General features: G+C 64.2%; 19 protein-coding genes and 1 pseudogene. 11 read left to right on the top strand and 9 right to left on the bottom strand.

The window, feature by feature from the left end:
• Positions 1 to 483: 483 nt before the first annotated feature.
• The gene (locus CKO25_RS14705) at positions 484 to 861 is read left to right on the top strand and encodes a dual specificity protein phosphatase family protein (RefSeq protein ID WP_338115141.1); all 378 of its coding nucleotides are present in this window, start codon (positions 484 to 486) and stop codon (positions 859 to 861) included.
• Between the two features lie 144 nt (positions 862 to 1,005).
• Here the strand turns inward: CKO25_RS14705 and CKO25_RS21255 are convergent.
• A pseudogene (locus CKO25_RS21255) lies at positions 1,006 to 1,188 on the bottom strand (ADP-ribosylglycohydrolase family protein); the annotation flags it as partial.
• A gap of 284 nt (positions 1,189 to 1,472) precedes the next feature.
• Here CKO25_RS21255 and CKO25_RS14695 point away from each other — a divergent pair.
• A complete protein-coding gene (locus CKO25_RS14695; protein ID WP_200388697.1) occupies positions 1,473 to 2,519 on the top strand; it encodes an NYN domain-containing protein in 1,047 nt (348 codons plus the stop codon).
• 296 nt (positions 2,520 to 2,815) lie between these two features.
• Here the strand turns inward: CKO25_RS14695 and CKO25_RS14690 are convergent, their stop codons facing one another.
• Together CKO25_RS14690 and CKO25_RS14685 are read right to left on the bottom strand one after the other, a co-directional pair.
• On the bottom strand, positions 2,816 to 3,079 hold the full coding sequence (locus tag CKO25_RS14690; protein WP_200388696.1) for a type II toxin-antitoxin system RelE family toxin: 264 nt from the start codon (positions 3,077 to 3,079) through the stop codon (positions 2,816 to 2,818).
• Positions 3,060 to 3,266 (bottom strand): RelB antitoxin-like protein, encoded by a 207-nt coding sequence (locus tag CKO25_RS14685; RefSeq protein WP_200388695.1) that lies wholly within the window; start codon positions 3,264 to 3,266, stop codon positions 3,060 to 3,062. Before CKO25_RS14685 ends, CKO25_RS14690 begins: the two co-directional genes overlap by 20 nt.
• Before the next feature lie 905 nt (positions 3,267 to 4,171).
• Between CKO25_RS14685 and CKO25_RS14680 the strand changes: the two genes are divergently transcribed.
• Entirely contained in the window at positions 4,172 to 4,498 is a 327-nt protein-coding gene (locus tag CKO25_RS14680) for a type II toxin-antitoxin system RelE/ParE family toxin (protein ID WP_200388694.1), read from the top strand.
• Positions 4,491 to 4,808: a helix-turn-helix domain-containing protein gene (locus tag CKO25_RS14675; protein WP_200388693.1), complete on the top strand. Its 318-nt coding sequence runs from the start codon at positions 4,491 to 4,493 to the stop codon at positions 4,806 to 4,808. The genes CKO25_RS14680 and CKO25_RS14675 overlap by 8 nt, the downstream gene beginning before the upstream one ends.
• A 101-nt stretch (positions 4,809 to 4,909) precedes the next feature.
• Here CKO25_RS14675 and CKO25_RS14670 read toward each other — a convergent pair whose 3' ends face one another.
• From CKO25_RS14670 to CKO25_RS14655, 4 genes are all read right to left on the bottom strand, one after another.
• The gene (locus CKO25_RS14670; RefSeq protein ID WP_200388692.1) at positions 4,910 to 6,022 is read right to left on the bottom strand and encodes a WD40 repeat domain-containing protein; all 1,113 of its coding nucleotides are present in this window, start codon (positions 6,020 to 6,022) and stop codon (positions 4,910 to 4,912) included.
• Between the two features lie 179 nt (positions 6,023 to 6,201).
• On the bottom strand, positions 6,202 to 7,536 hold the full coding sequence (locus CKO25_RS14665) for an SAM domain-containing protein (RefSeq protein ID WP_200388691.1): 1,335 nt from the start codon (positions 7,534 to 7,536) through the stop codon (positions 6,202 to 6,204).
• Between the two features lie 182 nt (positions 7,537 to 7,718).
• Complete coding sequence (locus CKO25_RS14660; RefSeq protein WP_200388690.1) at positions 7,719 to 8,015, bottom strand: hypothetical protein; 297 nt, start codon at positions 8,013 to 8,015, stop codon at positions 7,719 to 7,721.
• A 79-nt stretch (positions 8,016 to 8,094) separates the two neighbouring features.
• The gene (locus CKO25_RS14655) at positions 8,095 to 8,460 is read right to left on the bottom strand and encodes a hypothetical protein (protein ID WP_200388689.1); all 366 of its coding nucleotides are present in this window, start codon (positions 8,458 to 8,460) and stop codon (positions 8,095 to 8,097) included.
• A 572-nt stretch (positions 8,461 to 9,032) separates the two neighbouring features.
• On the opposite strand from CKO25_RS14655, the gene CKO25_RS14650 reads away from it, so the two are divergent.
• The 3 genes from CKO25_RS14650 to CKO25_RS14640 all read left to right on the top strand — a co-directional run bounded on the left by CKO25_RS14650 (position 9,033) and on the right by CKO25_RS14640 (position 10,940).
• Positions 9,033 to 9,533, top strand: coding sequence for a DUF1810 domain-containing protein (locus tag CKO25_RS14650; protein ID WP_200388688.1), 501 nt, complete (start codon positions 9,033 to 9,035; stop codon positions 9,531 to 9,533).
• A gap of 764 nt (positions 9,534 to 10,297) precedes the next feature.
• Positions 10,298 to 10,534, top strand: a complete 237-nt coding sequence (locus tag CKO25_RS14645) for a FitA-like ribbon-helix-helix domain-containing protein (RefSeq protein WP_200388687.1) — start codon at positions 10,298 to 10,300, stop codon at positions 10,532 to 10,534.
• Entirely contained in the window at positions 10,497 to 10,940 is a 444-nt protein-coding gene (locus tag CKO25_RS14640) for a type II toxin-antitoxin system VapC family toxin (protein WP_242467631.1), read from the top strand. Before CKO25_RS14645 ends, CKO25_RS14640 begins: the two co-directional genes overlap by 38 nt.
• Before the next feature lie 301 nt (positions 10,941 to 11,241).
• Here the strand turns inward: CKO25_RS14640 and CKO25_RS14635 are convergent, their stop codons facing one another.
• Positions 11,242 to 12,570 carry a transglutaminase domain-containing protein gene (locus CKO25_RS14635; RefSeq protein WP_200388686.1) on the bottom strand — a complete coding sequence of 443 codons (1,329 nt, stop codon included), beginning with the start codon at positions 12,568 to 12,570 and terminating at the stop codon, positions 11,242 to 11,244.
• A 168-nt stretch (positions 12,571 to 12,738) separates the two neighbouring features.
• On the opposite strand from CKO25_RS14635, the gene CKO25_RS14630 reads away from it, so the two are divergent.
• Entirely contained in the window at positions 12,739 to 13,008 is a 270-nt protein-coding gene (locus tag CKO25_RS14630) for a hypothetical protein (RefSeq protein WP_200388685.1), read from the top strand.
• A 291-nt stretch (positions 13,009 to 13,299) separates the two neighbouring features.
• Here CKO25_RS14630 and CKO25_RS14625 read toward each other — a convergent pair whose 3' ends face one another.
• Positions 13,300 to 13,551, bottom strand: coding sequence for a hypothetical protein (locus CKO25_RS14625; RefSeq protein WP_200388684.1), 252 nt, complete (start codon positions 13,549 to 13,551; stop codon positions 13,300 to 13,302).
• A gap of 530 nt (positions 13,552 to 14,081) precedes the next feature.
• Here CKO25_RS14625 and CKO25_RS14620 point away from each other — a divergent pair.
• From CKO25_RS14620 to CKO25_RS14610, 3 genes are all read left to right on the top strand, one after another.
• On the top strand, positions 14,082 to 14,381 hold the full coding sequence (locus CKO25_RS14620) for a hypothetical protein (RefSeq protein WP_200388683.1): 300 nt from the start codon (positions 14,082 to 14,084) through the stop codon (positions 14,379 to 14,381).
• Positions 14,382 to 14,456: 75 nt separating this feature from the next.
• Positions 14,457 to 14,843, top strand: coding sequence for a hypothetical protein (locus tag CKO25_RS14615; RefSeq protein WP_200388682.1), 387 nt, complete (start codon positions 14,457 to 14,459; stop codon positions 14,841 to 14,843).
• 298 nt (positions 14,844 to 15,141) lie between these two features.
• Positions 15,142 to 15,384 (top strand): DUF433 domain-containing protein, encoded by a 243-nt coding sequence (locus CKO25_RS14610; RefSeq protein WP_207162311.1) that lies wholly within the window; start codon positions 15,142 to 15,144, stop codon positions 15,382 to 15,384.
• The last annotated feature ends 255 nt before the right edge of the window (positions 15,385 to 15,639 follow it).

The raw sequence follows: 15,639 nt of genomic DNA, 5'->3' as shown, positions 1-15,639 counted from the left end.
GATGCAGAGGGCTGCCGTCCGAGGTGATGAGTTGGCTTTTGGCGAATTCAGCCTATCACCTTGGCAGCCCCTACCCCAATCTTTTCAGGATCTTGCGACCGCATCCTTCCTTATCTTAGCGCCATTCCCCCCAGATACCGACCAGATACCGACGATTTCGGCGGCCTCGGTCGGGTCCCCTTCCGTCGTGTTGCGTCCCCGGAGCCCCTTGTATCAGCGGAGCCCCTCGTCGTGGTGACGGGGATCCGGAATCCGCATATCTGTCATCAGTTCAGCTGTGGCATGTTGAGGCCTCCGGTTCGCGGACCATCGGTTAGCGGGGGGTGCAGCGGGACCGGATGCTGGCAAGGGTCGGCTGGGGGGAGGCCGCCTTTGTCCTCATCCGGTCCCGCTGCGGCCGCCCGTTGAACCCTCAACGCGCCTGGCCGCGCGATTTTCAAACAGACTTTTAGGCCGGATGAAGGGGCAACCAACATGGACTGAATCACCGATCAGGTCGCGATCGGCAACTACCGGGACGCCACGGCGCTGCCGGCTGGGATCGACGCGATCCTGTGCCTGAAGGAGTGCTGCTGCGACGAGGGTCGGGAGGACGTGGAGGTGCTCTGCGTCCCATTGATCGACGGACCCGGCAACGATCCCCGCGGCGTTCGGGAGGCGGTGCGGTTCATCGCCGACGTCGTGGCGGCGGGCGAGCGGATCCTGGTCCACTGTCATGCGGGGCGCTCGCGCTCGGCGGCCGTCGTTGCCCGCTATCTGGTCGAGTCGCAGGGGATGACGCGGCACGCCTCGCTGGCCCTGATCAGCGCGAAGCGCGAGATCTACCTTTCGGAAGGCATCGAGGAGGTGCTTGGCCCCTGATCGCACCGCGACCGGGAGAACCGGCCGGCTAAGGATCGCCACTGGCACTGTTCCGGTGCAGGACAGATCAAAGGTGTGTGAAGGCCTGATCTGGTCCAGGGTTCGCGAGAGGTCGTAGCCGAAGCGCCTGCTGATCTCCGCGCGCACTCGATCTTTGTCCTTGGTGGTCCGTGCCAGAAAGATCGCCAATACAATGACCCCAGCGCCCTTGATCCCCTCCGGATGGTGATGGGTGGTCTCAGCGGAACGGGCGGCTTCGGCCAGCACGATGTCCTCCTGATCAAAGGCAAACCCGATCGGACTCACCCGCATTGTTGAGCCGTTTCCCCAGCTCCCATATGGCGCTGGGTTACGGGCGCGTCACCAGAAGGCGAAATGGTGAAAAATCCTCTCCTGGCTGCGTTGAATAGCTGGGAGCAGGACATCTCTCCACGGACGGAGCGCCAGGGACGGCGCAGCCCGATCCGATATCGAGCGTCGGAAGCGGCAGTCAGGCGGTACTCCATGTCGAGCGAGTCGGCTCCGGTCGGGAGCTGGCTGAAGTGGAGGTCGCGACTGATGATGTCACCGCTCGCGACCTCGGCCAAGACCGCAACGCAAGGGAGCCAAGCATGAGCAACATCGCCTTGTTTATCGATTTCGAGAATGTCGGCTACCGCCGGAAACTGGATCTGCGCCGACTGATCGGCGACCTCCAAAAGCGCGGCAGTCTCTCGATCAAGCGCGCCTACGCCGACTGGGGCCGATTCGCCTCCCAAAAGCGGCAGATGCTCGAGTGCTCCGTCGAGCTCACGGAGCTTCCGGCGCACGGCCAGAGGGGCAAGAATTCGAGCGACATCAAGCTGGTGGTCGATGCCATGGAGGTTGCTCTCACCAAGCCTCATCTGGATACCTTCGTCATCGTCTCCAGCGACAGCGACTTTACCCCGCTGATCGGCAAGCTGCGCGAGCACGGCAAGCGCGTCGTGGTGATGGGGATGAAGGACGACATGAGCGCCTTCCTCCGCAACCACTGTGACGAGGTCATCTACCTGGACGATGCGCCCCTGGCCTCTGGCAAGGCACCGTCGCGCCGAGCCTTCGACGCCCCGATCGAGCTCTTTCGCCAGGCGCTCGCGCGGCTGAGCGAGCAAGGGATCGTGCTGCGCGGAGCCCAGATCAAGTCAATGATGCGCGAGCTGAAACCGGCGTTCGACGAGAAAAAGCTGGGCTTTGCCCGGTTCCGGGCCTTCGCCGAGGCGGCCGCGGCGAAGGGCGGAGGTCTGCGGGTAGTGGATGCGGGCGGCGGGGATTTCCTGGTGAACGGCTTCAACGCGACCATCCCGCGGGCATCCACGGGACAGGGTGAAGCGGCGTCGACGAGCCCCTTGGCTGAGGCGCCTCGCTCGGATGTGGCTGATAGGAGCCCGGACGTCGCGGACCAGGCAGCCCCGCTGGCAGATCTGCCCGCGCAGGTCCGAAGCGCCCTGGGTGCCGGAGTCCGGTCGCTGACCGAGTTGGCCAAGGCGGTCAAGGCTGCCCATTACGCCAACGACGCCTCGGTGAGCACGCTGGGCCTGCGGGGGCGAATCCACCAGCTCGTTCACGAGGGCCAGCTTGCCGAGATGGAGATGGAGGGGCATCGTCTGGTGACCCTGCCCGACTCGGCGGTTGCGTAGCGCAGACGGGGCGAGGAACCCTGCCTGGGCCCCCCAGGCCTCGCAGGCACCGCGAGGCCGCGGCGCTCGATAGGGCCGACGCCGTGGACCAGGTGATTGCGCTGTGCCAGCAGCGCGGGCGTCTCGCCCTCCCACCCTGCCAGATCCCGCGAGAGACGGAAGCGCCGGGCGAAGACCACATACACCAGCCGGAACCCGACGGCGGCTACCGGCAGGATGGATGCTCACCGGGTCAGTGCCTGGCCACAACCTGCCCATACGGCCGCCGCGTCAGCTGCTCCGTCACGGCTGATCGTTCACTTCTTGTAGACGATACTCCGGTGGCCTACGCGAATGATCTCCACGATCAGGCGGTCTTCTTCGATGGTGTAAAGCACCCGATAGTTGCCTTCTCGGATGCGGTATGCTCCTGAAGTACCGACAAGTTTGCGGCAACCTGGTGGTCGCGGGTTGGCGGCAAGTGACTCGACCGCGGCGAGAATGCGTCCGAGCGCATCACGTTCGACGCGTTTGAGCTCCTTACGCGCCGACTGTTTCCACTCAATCCGGTAGGAGGCCATCGCGTCTCAGTTCATTGATCACGTCCTGGTGAGAGATTGTTGGCTCGCCGCTACGCTCGGCCAGGACAGCCAAATCAGCCAGATCTTCAACGAGGGACTCATACTCTTCGATCGGCAACACGACAGCCTTGCGACGCCCGTCAGCGTCTGTGATGTATTCTGGGTGAAGAGCAGCTTCCGCGGTCATGATGGCCTCCAAAAAGCATCCGCATACCAGTAACGTAACGCACGGCGCCCTTCAACACAACGACGCGGGTGGCGGCGCCATGCACCCCGAAAGGCTTCGATGCGAGAAAGGCGCGATCATGGACACGCCAGGCCTTAGCCACTTTACCATCTTGCTGGAGGGGCGTTTCCCCTTGACCTTCCCGCTCCGGTTGCCCTCTTGGCCTTCCAGCTGACCCCTTCCATGTGCGCCGGCCGACCATGGCCGCGATCTGCTGCACGAACCGATCGGTTCCGAGCACGTAGCCGCCCTTGGTGCTCTCGCGCTGGCGTTGCAGCCGACGCGCATCCAACGCCGTCTTGAACAGACGGCAATAGGTCGCCTGCCGGCGTCGCCCAAGGATTGGTAGAGCGGGGGCGCCTTGTACCTGACTACCATTTCCATCGCCGAGATCGAGGTCGGCCTCATGGTCTTGCCGGAGGGGAATCGACGCGGCTCTGGACACGTAACGTCAAATATTTCGACGGATGCGGAGTAGAGTTGATCAACCCCTTCGACGATTGAAGCGGGGTTTCCGAGCGGCCTGAGGTCGAGGTCGAAAATGGGTGAGTGGCGCACTCCGAACTGCACTGCCGTTTCTACCGAGACCAATTCTTTCCTGCGCTACAGCGTTTTTGTGGTGCGTCCTCTATTTCCCCTCGTCCCCTATTTCCCCCAGCCCATGGACGGCGTGACCCTCGAGGCCCCGGCGCCGCTTTCCGAGACGCATCGAGTTGAGGCTTTCTCCTCCGGTGTCCAACCGCCTGACGACTGGTTGATTCGCCGCGCCTGGAACCATCAGGTCAGCGGTGCGTCGCACATCGACGTCGTTGCGACTGCGGGGGTGGCGTCTTGTCAGAAGTTCGCATACTTGCTAACCTCCCGGCATGTCGTTCGAGATCAGTTATTTCCACGAGCGCGTGCTCGCCGAGGTCGAATCTTGGCCAGTGGATATCCTGGCGGACTACGCTCATCTGATCGAGCTGCTCACGGCTCATGGCCCGAATCTCGGACTGCCGCACTCGCGTGCCCTCGGCGACGGCTCGTTCGAGGTGCGGCCCCGAGGGCGCTTCGGTATCGGCCGCGCCTTCTACTGTTTTGTCACGGGGCGCCAAAGCATCGTCTTACACGCATTCATCAAGAAGACGCAGAACACCCCCCACGGTGATCTCAGGGTCGCTCGCAAACGCCTGAAAGAGGTACGGCATGGCTGAGTTGAAATACCAACCCGTTGCCCACGACCACGACGCTTTTTTGACCAGGGCGAAGCAGCGGACCGGCTTCGAGGCCACCTATGAGAGCCTGGCGCTGGAATACGCCCTTGCGGATGAAATGATAAAGGCAAGGGCCAACGCCGGTCTGACGCAAGACGCCGTCGCGGCACGCATGGGGACGACCAAGAGCGCTGTATCGCGGCTGGAATCGGCCGGGAAGCATGCGCCCTCGCTTGCGACCTTGAAGCGCTATGCCGCCGCGGTCGGCTGCGGGCTTGAGATCAAGCTCGTGCCCCGCGAGGGCGCCTGACGGCGGGCCCGCGCCCCCTGCTGGCGGTGAGCTGTGTCGGTCGTAGCCTGCTCGTCGTCCAAGCGTGGTCCGAGCGACGCCTTCCATAGCGCTTGGTCGGATCACTCGATCCGTTCAGAGTTCTCATATTCCTCGATCGAGATCCGCCGCGCGCTGCGGTAGAGCTGCAGGCAGAAGACGTGGCCGCTAGCGAGCGTCACGACGAGGATGCCCTCGCTGAACAGGTCGCGCGCAACCACACGCGAATTGCCGCTCCAACAAACCGGAGGACTCGATCTGGTGCAAGTTGCAATACCGCCGGTGTTGGCCAAGTCCCATCGGGCGGTGTATCGGCAATTGGCTCTAGGAGCGCGGCCCTCATTGCGTTGGAACAGAAGCCATGGATCGATCCACGGAAGGTCCCTGTCTGTGATCGGCTCGCCGAGCGCCTGACCAGACTGCCCGTCCCACAGGCGCAGGGTGCGGTCCCCGGACCAGGAGAGGAGGCGCCCGTCGGGGAGGCTCAGGACGCCGTTGACCCCGTCGGTGTGCCCTTCCAACACCCGCAGACAAGGATCCGGTGCCGCTAGCGCCACCCGCTGCGGATTGCGCAACCACACCCAATCGCAGTTGCCCCCAGCAAGCCACGCCTCGGCCTCCCGCGTCACGGGGCTGTCGTCCGCATGCTCGACTGCGAGTTGGAGCAGGATCTTATAGGCCGGCCAGCGCTCGTCGCCGCGGCGCAGGATGTGCTCGCGCTCTCGCCAGAAGGCCTCGCACAGCCGCTCCCGGCTGTCCAGTGCCGGACTCGCGGCCAGCGTCGTGCGCCAGTCGCCGGCGATGCCCTGCACCCCGTCGGGATCCTTCAGCGTTTGCAGACGCGCCATCAGATAGCTGAAGCGGGTCAGCAGTCCCAGGGCCGCCGGCGCCCGCCCGGTCTCAAGCAGATGGGGAATACCGCGCCGGAAGAGATAGGGCGCGAGCGGCCCCTCGGGGATCGCGTCCGCGAGGTCGGCGAGAAACTCGCGGGCGGTCGCCACCGCTTTTCGACAGTGCTCGCTCTCCGCCATGTGCTGGGCGAGTGAGTGGTGGTAGAGGGTATAGCCGTCCTCGCCTTCCGGGGTCGGCGCCCGGCGCAGCATGAAGGTGATTGCGCCGAGTTCCGGTTGGACCAGACGCAAACCCGCGTCACCCTCGGGTACCAGCCGGCCGCGCCGTCGCAGCAGATCGGCCAAAGCGGGCGCCGCAGCGGCTCCTCGTGGTAGGCGTGCAGGCCCGGCGGTAGGGCCTCGCCGGCATCGAGGATGCGGTAGCGGCCTTTGTTGATGTCCTCGATAACGTAATGCACATAGAGCGGCAGCCCCTCGGACAGGCGCGCGACCTTGTCGACGAAGGGGTTGCCGATCCGCTCGCCCTACTCGGTATCCTGGCGCAGCAGCTTCTTGCGCAGAGGGCCGATGCGCTCCAGCAGCAAGGTGCGGATGTCGCCCGCCTGCATCGGCGGCAGGCCCTCGGGGAAGACCCGCAACGCGCCGGCCGCGGCGAAGGCCTCCGGCAGGCCCCGCTCCGGGCGCCCCGCGCAGAGCCAGGTCAGGGTCGGCGTCTGGATGCCGAGCGGGAGGTCGGTGGCGAAGCGGGGGTCGCGCTCGGCGATCTCGTCGAGACCGTCGAGCAGGAAGAGCACGCGGCGCTCGCCCAAGCGGGCGAGAAAGCGCTCCACCGCGGTCTCGTCCGATTCACTCTGGGGCAGGGTGGCGCCGCCGAGAGGGGTGTATTCCAGGTTGACCTCGCCGCGGCGCACATAGACCTGGGGCAGTGCCTGGCCGGCTGGGTCAGGCCCGTGCTCCGGATGGCGGGGCACGCCGAAGAGGGCCAGCGGCCACAACGGGATGATCTGATCACCGCGAATTGCGACGATCGGACCCACGTCGGCCAGGATGGTCGAGAACACCTCGGGCACGGCTGGATCGCAGGGCTCCGGTGTCTTGCTCGGGCCGCGCAGGCGGACGAATCCATCTTCGGTTCGGGCGACCAAGGCCCATTCCGGGAGCCAGGCCAAGTGCAGCCAGATCGCCTCGAAGGGTGGTTGCCAGGTGGCCAACAGCTCGGTCGCGAGGCGCCGGCTGATGCCGCCGCCGTGCGCCAGGCGGTTGCGCAGGGCGAGGAAGGAGCGTTCGACCGAGCGCGAGGCGTCGGGTCCGTCGAGGAAGGGCGCGAGCGTATCCCGGACCACGGGGGCCAGCTCGGGCAGGGCGGTGCCCTCGGGGAGGGTCTCGGCGACCTGCTGCGCCATGCGCCGCCAGTTGCCGAGCATGGGGTTTTCGATCGGGTAGCGCAGCTCCCGCCGAAGTGGCTCGGGCAGCTCGCCGCGGCGGCTGAGATCCCCGATGCCGAGAAAGACCAGCACCCGGAGCAGGATCTCCACCGCGTCGCAGGCGGCCCAGAGCTTGAGGACCGGGTGGGTCTCCTGCTGATAGTCGCGCAGCGGCAGGGCGAGCGGGGTCGGGAGTCCGGCGATGATAGGGTCGAGCGCATCGGCCGCGGGTGCCGGCGCCGCGGCCGGTTGGCCCAGCGCCGCGATCGCCGCGAGCAGGCGTTTGCGGTGCCCCATGGGCACGCTCAACTCTTTCAGATCAGCCTCGGTCAGGCTCGGCAGAACCGAGAGGTCGATCTGCTGCTCCTGAAAGGTTTCGGCATACTCGCCGAGCCCCAGCGCTTCCAGCCAAGCTGTGACAGTCGTTGTTGTCATCGGGCACCCGTGCTGCGTTTTTCGTGAGCGGAAGAAGCCTTTCGCACATCGTGACCAGTGGTCAAGCTGAGCCGCGGCTCTGCGAGGGTCGGCGAGATGCCGTTGAGGAAACGGACGGTCGCGCACGCGCTGCGGAGGCGTTCGACGGAACCGATACGTGTCGCACAGGCGTTAGACGCTTGCTATAAGTGACCGCCAACCTTCAGCAGCTTTCTGCTCGACTGCCTGGTGTTGGACTGGCCGTATAAGGCTTCCTGTCCCGCTGCGGAGACCCGCGATGAGTTGGACGTGCGGGAGACGCCCATCGACGCACTGGCGAGGGTGCGCATCCGGTGGCGCATGGCCCTCTGCAGGGCCTCCCCCAGCGCACTGGCGACGATCCCCGCCTTCTGCGCGTCGCTGAGAACCTCCAGGTGGTGCAGCGTCGAGGCGATATAGAGGGTCCTGACGGGGCAGTCGAGGTCGGGGCGGGTGGCCACCGTCCGGCCCGAAGGGACTGGATAACGGACCATCATCCCAAAAGCGGGCCGAAGCCGACGGCTCCGGCCCGGCATGGGGCTACCAGCTCGAGTCGTAGTAGACGGTCAGACCCTGTGCGATGGCCTCTCTGGCCTTGGCGATGAAGCTCAAATCCTCCTCGGTACGCTCGATCGAATAACCGAAGAAGAAGCCACTCGTAAAGGGAAGACTGTCCGCCCTGATATCGGCCTCCAGTCGGTCCAGGTCTTCCGAGGTCAACACCACCGGCGCGCCGCGGTTGAACATCTCCGCCTTGCCTCCCTTAGCGCGATAGAGCCGCTCCATCCATCCGTGCAGGTTCGGATGCTTCCACCACTCGAAGATCTGCCGCGCGTCACTCACCTCGAAATCGACCGGGCTGGACGGCTTCTCGGCGGTCACCTCGGCGAACATATCTAGTCCCATTGGTTGCTTCTCCTAGTTGACGTGGCTGGTTCCGAAGGACGCGGAACGGAGGGCGGCGGGACCTCGCCGGGATCGTCACCGCCCCGACACGGGGACTCCGGCCGGCCCGGGGGGAACCTGGCCGTGTCACCTTCGTTCCCGCTGCCCTCACGTGACTGGACAACGCGCGGCGCGGGGCAATTTTCAACGCATTGAGTCTCCTCTGACGCCCACGCCGGTCGCTAGACGCTGAGGCGCGCCGTTGAAGGAGTCGATCCAGACCGAGGAGTCGACCAGAACCATCAGTCGTGGGAGTATGCGGCGGCACTGGGGATGAATCGGCAGCGTCGTGCCCGCTGACGGCACTCCACGCCATCCCCCGGTGAGCAAAGGCGACATCCCAGCCCGTCCGGGCGACGACGGGGTCGACAGTCTCGAACGGCCTGGTTGCATCGATGCGCCGTGTGGAACAGAAACAGTTGCTGCAGGCCGTCCTTTCTGCGGACCAGCAAGAGTCCGGGACAGGCCAGCGGCGCCCGAGTTCACCCCGGTCGCTGCTCACAGCGATGGGTTTCGAGACAGGAGCACAAGCGATGAACACCGATGATCCCTATGACCTGAATCGTTTCATCCAGGCGCAGGAGCATGTCTATGCGCATGCCCTCGCCGAGATCCGCTCGGGTCGCAAGCGCTCGCACTGGATCTGGTTCATCTTTCCGCAGTTCGATGGACTCGGATTCAGCGCGATGGCGCGACAGTATGCGATTCGCAGTCTCAACGAGGCCTGGGCGTATCTGGAGCATCCGCTGCTCGGGCCGCGGCTCATCGAGTGTGCCGAGGCCGTGCTGGCAGTTCAGGGGCGATCGGCGCGAGAGATCTTGGGGTCGCCGGATGATTTGAAGCTGCGTTCGTGTGCGACCCTGTTTGCCGAGGTGTCGCCAGCAGGGTCGGTGTTTCACCGGGTGCTTGAGGTGTATTTCGGGGGTGAGTGCGGATGGGAGAACGTTGCGTTTCTTGGGCGGTTGAAGACTCCGATGGTGTCATCGTGGGGCGCCTGCAGTGAATGTGACCGCGTCGCGTCCAGGATCCCCTAGGCTGGCCTATTCCAAGCGATGCGGCCACCCGTTCCACGGGGATTCGACCGGGGCAGTCGGAGCGAAGCGACGCACCCGGCAGGAGTGGCGCAAGATCTGACGCCGAGGCCGCTGCGTCCTCGGGCGATTGGCTCAGTACTAAGGATGCTCGACAAGTCTTGCCTGCCCACCCTCAGGGCCGTGCCACCGCTTAGTCACGGTTCAGAAACAAACGGAACATTTGTTGGATACGGGCTTCAGCCCGACAAGCCAGTAGGGCGGCAACCCCTTGCCGCCACGACCTCTCTCGGGCGCCGCCCAACGCCCGGACTCACCGCAGACCTCCACTCCCGGTGCCCTGCGGGCACCCGGGTCGGCATGGGGATGCCGACCTACGGTGGATGATGGCATGGGGATGCCGACGGACGGGGTCTGTAGGGGCAAAGCGCAGCAGTGCCCAACAGCGGCGACCCGATTTGCACCACTTGTTCCTGGATCGTTCCTTAACGCGCTGGGAGAAGTCCGTCCCTTGGACGGGGCCGAGCTCGGGAAGATCATGCGCGAACGGACGGGGTTGTGGCTTGGTTCACCCGGAGGTTGGCACGTCCAACCTCATCCCGGCGGCCGATCAGGCCCTCCTGCTTGATCTGCGCCTCCAAAAGGATGCGGTTCCAGGCGAAACTTACAACTAACTACGGGAAGGCGAGACACGCCGCGCTGGCACTGATCAGTACAATCGGAAGACTGCTATCATTGCAATCGTTGTCCGCTGCTGGAGTCTCCAAATGGCCAATCTTATCGTCAGAAATATCGATCAGCGTCTTGTCGATGCCTTGAAGCAACGGGCTGCCATGGCTGGGCGCAGTGCCGAGGCCGAGCACCGTCGCATCCTCGAGGAGGTGCTGTTTACACCGCGGAAACGAAGCCTGTCGGAAGTGCTAGCGTCCATGCCCGATGTGGGGCAGGACGGGGATTTCGAGCGGGTTGAAGCTGCAGAGCCGGCGCCGCGTGTATTTGGTTGATACCAACGTTATCAGTGAAGCCCGGAAGGGTGTCCGCGCCAATCCGGGTGTGCGGACGTTCTTCGCTGCTGCGATCGCCGACCGGGCAAGGCTCTATCTGTCCGCCGTCACGGTCGGAGAATTGCGGCGCGGCGTGGAATTGATCCGACACCGCGGTGACCAAACCCAGGCCGGGCTGCTCGAGGTTTGGCTCACAACCGTGCTTGGGGACTATGGAGACCAGATCCTTCCGCTCGATATCGACGTGGCACAAGTCTGGGGACGGTTGCGTGTCCCGCACCCAGAGCATGCGATTGACAAGCAGCTTGCCGCCACAGCGCTGATCTACGACCTGACCCTGGTCACGCGGAACGTCGCCGACTTTGCCGGCATTGACCTTCGGCTGCTCAACCCATTCTCCCCGTAACGTTTCCTGCGTGGTCCTGGCAGCGCCTTGTGGCAGGCGCTCTGGGCGTGAAAACGGTGCGCTCGGTTCCCGGTGCCGTGTCGTGGCGAGAGAGCTCCCGAAACGGCCGGGTGCTCAGCTCGACAAAGATTGCCGCGTCGACCGCCAGCCGGGTGTAGCCCAGCCGTTCGTCCTCGAAGCGGAAATAGACCAAGGGCACCGCTCCCGGAAATCGTCCGGGTCGTCATAGCGGGTCAGGGTCCGGCGCCAGCCGCCGTCGATGGACAGGACCGGCCGATCGATCCCTTTTGTCCCCTGGGGCTCACTCCACCTGATAAATGACCAACACATCGTAACTGTTGTTGGCCGGGTCGAATTGGGCGAGGAGCTTCAGTGGACCGGTGGGGGCGGCGAGGTTGCCCCGCCAGCGGTCCTCGGCGGCGGTGAGCTGATGCCATTGCCCGGTGCTGTCCAGCAGTGCGACGGCAGCAGCGCGGGGGACACGCAGGTCGAAATGCTGCGGCTGGCCGGCGGGCAGGTGATAGGCAAGGGGCGCAAGGCCAGTGACTCGGCGCGTCTGATAGGTCGAGGTCTGCTGCGGGAAGCCGGCCTTGCCGCCAGCGCCGGTACTGGCTTCAACGATGAAGCTTGCGGCTTGGTTGTAAGGACCCGGGGCTTCGGCGGGCTTGACGAACAAGCGCAGCTCGTAGCGTCCCGGCATTGGCAGCAGCGCCTGCAGATGGAAGCGGTCACCGTCGCGCTCGATGAACGAGTGCTGCTCGGGCAGCTTCCGGCCGTTGCGCTCGAGGCTCATGGCGGTGACCACATCCTGGTTGCTCCGCAGCGCCAGCGACAACTGCTTGCGGGTCTGCAGGACTGCGCCGACATTGTCCAAGAGCTCGAGACCGCTGGCGAAGAAGGCCGGAGCGAGGTTCGGCAGCGCGAGGAACTCGGCGTGGGAGATCGGCGCGGGCAGCAACTGCCAGGCGGGATCCTTGGGCAGATGGTTGACGATGAATCGCTCCGGCGGCGTCAGGAAGTAGAAGTCGTTGGTGGCCCGGACGAATCGGTTCTGTTCATCCAGATGGCCGGCGCCCCAGGTGGCATCGATGAGCCTCCATTGGCCATCGATGCGCACGGCGTTCCAGGCATGGTCACCGAGTGTGCCGTCGGTCGACCAGCCGTAGCCCTTGGAGACGCCGGAGACCTCGCGGGAGTCGAGCCCCATGCGGGTGGCGAGGGCTTGAAACAGTCGCGAGTAGCCGGAACAGACCGCCTCGCGGCGCTGCAGCACCGATTCGGGCGTCAGACTACCGAATTCGCCGCTGAAGAAGCCTTTGGTGTCGTAGGCGATATTCTTCGACAGCCAATAATAGATTGCATAGGCACGGCCCCGGTCGTCGTTGGCAAGCCCACCGAGGAAGGTGGCCAGGGCGTCGAGGTCATCGCCGACCCGTGGGGGAGCAGCGTCGATGGCCTGACGGAGCGGGACATAATGGGCGTCTGGCGGGATGAGCAGCGGATCCCCGACGTCAGCCGAGGCGGCCAGCAGAGGCTGCGTTGACCCGATCGCCGCGAGTGCGAGCAGGATCAAGGAGACGATGATCAACCAGCCGGCACGGTCAGGACGTTGATGGACAAGGGGCGTCATGGGTTTCCTCGAGCGGATGTCAAATCGGCCAGGCCGTGGCCCGGATTGCCGTGGATGCGGCTTGCGACGAGTGCCGTTTATGGTGGCTGACAACATCGGAAGGCATACGCGCACGTCATGGATATCGATGGGGCGTGTCTGACAACACCGTCGTGCCCTAGTCCCACGATGACCAATCCGCCCCAGATCTCCCGGGGGACTGAAAAAGGTCAGACCTTTCTGGCAGAAGGGTTGCGCGAACAGCCGGTTAGGCGTAACCGAGACGACGATCCTTCGATGACGGAGTGTATCGAACAACAGCTGGAATTTCACGGCATCGGTGGGCGCCATGTCGTGGCGGGAATGGGGGAACAACGGGGACGACTGATCATGCTGGCAGACCCTCACATGGTCATTGACCTGATTGATGAAACCCACACCGATTGTGCCCGGCAGTGACGCGCTTGTTGAGCGCGGTCCTCGAGATCGACGTGCTTGCGTTGCATAGCCTTGATCGTCGTTCCCCGCCACCGCTCTCGGGTATCTCAGCGGACGCGGTCCGCGACCTGGACACTGCAGATGCGGCCGAAACGATGATCAAGGCACACAGCATCATTGGCGGCGCCAGCTCCGGGATGGTGGCTCGCCATGTGCGTTAGGAGGACGTCCCGTATTTCTCCCTCGCCCCTATTTTCCTTCATCCGATGCGCTGGTCGCCTGGCGGCGACCGCGGAACGGCGCCGGCCGACCCTATCGGAGATTGACCGTGTAGGATCCGCCGCCGATGGGGAAGGGGCCGAAAGACTGCTGCTTGACGTAAATCGTCAGCTCACGGGACCTGGGATAGTCCCCCGCTGTTTGGAGCGTTGCGTGTCCACTGCTGTCGGTGAACGCATCGAGGAATCCGCCGCTGAGGATTCCTTTGATGTTGACGCTGACTTTGGTGGCGCTGACCGGCCGGCCTTGTCGATCGAGCACGAGAACGCTGAGACGGTGTGGCATGCTTTCTTCTCCTGACTGTAGTAAGAGGGCGGGTCGGAGAGTCGCAGTGGGTCCAGGCGCGAGTATCGACCAGCTCGGGGAACTGACATCCATATCGCTCAGGCACACTGAGGCCGCCCCGTTACGCGCTCAACGCTGGGCGTCGCAGGAAATTGAAACTGGCTCTCCGAATCCCGGCTAAAGGGCCGCCGAGATTGACTGGATCACCAAGTAGATCGCCATTACCCGAGAACCGAAAGTTGGCGACTCGTGCCCCATGGCTCATCACCGTCCGGAGGCTTCGATGGCTGATTCGACCGATCCTCCCCGGTGCTCGCATTGCCGGTTTTCCGGAGGCGTCTGTTCGGCGGGCGGTTCCCTACACTGCTTTGAAAATCGCCTGACTTCCACCGTTGTAGAACGGATGCCGTTTGGGTTATCCACCAGGCCCCGGGCTTCAGGTCAGAAAGAGACCCCAATTTGGCGGTGGTTAGGATGGGTTCCGTGACAGTGCCGCATCCCTTGCAGGATGAGATAAGAGGACAGCAACCATGACAAGAAACGTCAACGATGTTCCAGGCCATGACGACGCAGGAGACAATCCGGTCCGCGATCTGCTGGTCGATTGTGATCGTGCGCCTCGGGAGGGACTTGCGTGGATCGATCGGATGGGCGAAGAGCTTAAGTTCACGCCCCTGGTCATGTTCGCGCGCTTCATTGCGTTGCGCCATCTCGCTATCGACGTCTTCCAATCCGCTGGCGTGACGGAGCTCGGCGGCGCGCGAGAGGCCGATATCGTGCGCATCATGGACGAGGAGAGCCGCGACCATGCCGATGCGGCGCTGACCTAGGTCGCTGCCATTGAGGCTCGCCATCCCGGCTACCTCGAGAGCCTCGGTGATCCGAGTGACCGTTTCGCGCTACGCATGGTGGACGATGTCTGTATCGTCAATGAGCGACTGCAGCCGGGAAAGGTGCAGCAGGTTCTCGGCTGGACCAAGCCGCACTATTTCGGGGACGAGCGGCTCGGGAGTCTGCCGAATGTGTTGGACGTTGCGGACGATTCCCTGACTGCCACGGCGATCATTGGGGCTCGGCGTTGTGCCTGGTGGGTTTATGAAGGACACGGGGCCGGGTATCGACAGCTGCTGGATTTCGTCGAGCCGGACGAGCGGATCAGCGTGCTGCGAACAAGGACCAACGGCTACCTCGATCTCGAGGTGGTGGGCTGGACGGGTCCGGAGGCGCTGCGGGAGGTATTCCGGTTCGACGGCAGCAGGTACGTCGGAACCGGTTTGGAGCCGGTCCGCTGAGCGGGATATGTTGCCGATTGGGCGCGACCGAGCCCCCAGGTGGCCGATTGCCAGGAGATTGAGCCCGATGGCGAGCAGCGACGGTGTCTGTCCCGGCTGCCGCAGTAGCTTTGAGCCCGGCCAAGTCCCGCCTGCGTGACGGCGATTTCGTGGGCCGGTGTGGCATCATGGTGGGTCTAAGGAGAGGCTGCTCCGGCTCGACGTGGGTTAGTCCCTGCGTCGCAGGGATTGCGCGTATCGATGACTGAATCGCATGGATACCGGTCTCCCAAGCCTTCGACTCCGAGGAAACACCATCATGATCGACCGGACTGACCTTATCACCATCGATCCCGACATCCGGGGCGGCAAGCCCTGCATTCGCGGTACGCGTATGACGGTCTACGACATCCTGGAGTACATGGAGGGCGGCATAAGCGAGGCTGAGATCCTCGCGGATTTTCCCAGCCTCAAAGCGGAGCATCTGCGGGCCGTGTCGATGTTTGCAGCGCAAGGCGAGCGGCGCCTGGCGATGGCTCAGCATCATGAAATTTCGGGCTGACCGCCGAGCAGGAGGGCGTCCCATCAGCAATTTCGACGCCCAGATCGCCGCGATCTTCCGGACGAAATCTTTTCGGCTCGCGGCACGCAACGACAAAGACTTCGACGGATGCGGAGTAGAGTTGATCAATCCCTTCGACGATTGAAGCGGGGTTTCCGAGCGACCGCAGGGTCGAGGTCGAAAATGGGTGAGTGGCGTATTCCGAATTGCACTGCCGTTTCTACCTAGACCAATTCTTTCCTGCGCTACGGCGTT

It is taken from the genome of Thiocapsa imhoffii (assembly GCF_016583985.1).
Classification (GTDB): Bacteria; Pseudomonadota; Gammaproteobacteria; order Chromatiales; family Chromatiaceae; genus Thiocapsa; species Thiocapsa imhoffii.
The sequence above is the reverse complement of the archived record's forward strand: the minus strand, read 5'-3'. Positions and strand labels throughout refer to the sequence as shown.

What these genes read in the sequence shown, in the direction of transcription:
- CKO25_RS14695 (WP_200388697.1), top strand. Translation starts at nt 1,473, where the DNA reads ATGAGCAACATCGCCTTGTTTATCGATTTCGAGAATGTCGGCTACCGC.
- CKO25_RS14620 (WP_200388683.1), top strand. Translation starts at nt 14,082, where the DNA reads ATGACAAGAAACGTCAACGATGTTCCAGGCCATGACGACGCAGGAGAC.
- CKO25_RS14630 (WP_200388685.1), top strand. Translation starts at nt 12,739, where the DNA reads ATGACCAATCCGCCCCAGATCTCCCGGGGGACTGAAAAAGGTCAGACC.
- CKO25_RS14650 (WP_200388688.1), top strand. Translation starts at nt 9,033, where the DNA reads ATGAACACCGATGATCCCTATGACCTGAATCGTTTCATCCAGGCGCAG.
- CKO25_RS14625 (WP_200388684.1), bottom strand. Translation starts at nt 13,551, where the DNA reads ATGCCACACCGTCTCAGCGTTCTCGTGCTCGATCGACAAGGCCGGCCG.
- CKO25_RS14610 (WP_207162311.1), top strand. Translation starts at nt 15,142, where the DNA reads ATGATCGACCGGACTGACCTTATCACCATCGATCCCGACATCCGGGGC.
- CKO25_RS14655 (WP_200388689.1), bottom strand. Translation starts at nt 8,460, where the DNA reads ATGGGACTAGATATGTTCGCCGAGGTGACCGCCGAGAAGCCGTCCAGC.
- CKO25_RS14680 (WP_200388694.1), top strand. Translation starts at nt 4,172, where the DNA reads ATGTCGTTCGAGATCAGTTATTTCCACGAGCGCGTGCTCGCCGAGGTC.
- CKO25_RS14635 (WP_200388686.1), bottom strand. Translation starts at nt 12,570, where the DNA reads ATGACGCCCCTTGTCCATCAACGTCCTGACCGTGCCGGCTGGTTGATC.
- CKO25_RS14645 (WP_200388687.1), top strand. Translation starts at nt 10,298, where the DNA reads ATGGCCAATCTTATCGTCAGAAATATCGATCAGCGTCTTGTCGATGCC.
- CKO25_RS14675 (WP_200388693.1), top strand. Translation starts at nt 4,491, where the DNA reads ATGGCTGAGTTGAAATACCAACCCGTTGCCCACGACCACGACGCTTTT.
- CKO25_RS14665 (WP_200388691.1), bottom strand. Translation starts at nt 7,536, where the DNA reads ATGACAACAACGACTGTCACAGCTTGGCTGGAAGCGCTGGGGCTCGGC.
- CKO25_RS14615 (WP_200388682.1), top strand. Translation starts at nt 14,457, where the DNA reads ATGGTGGACGATGTCTGTATCGTCAATGAGCGACTGCAGCCGGGAAAG.
- CKO25_RS14685 (WP_200388695.1), bottom strand. Translation starts at nt 3,266, where the DNA reads ATGACCGCGGAAGCTGCTCTTCACCCAGAATACATCACAGACGCTGAC.
- CKO25_RS14690 (WP_200388696.1), bottom strand. Translation starts at nt 3,079, where the DNA reads ATGGCCTCCTACCGGATTGAGTGGAAACAGTCGGCGCGTAAGGAGCTC.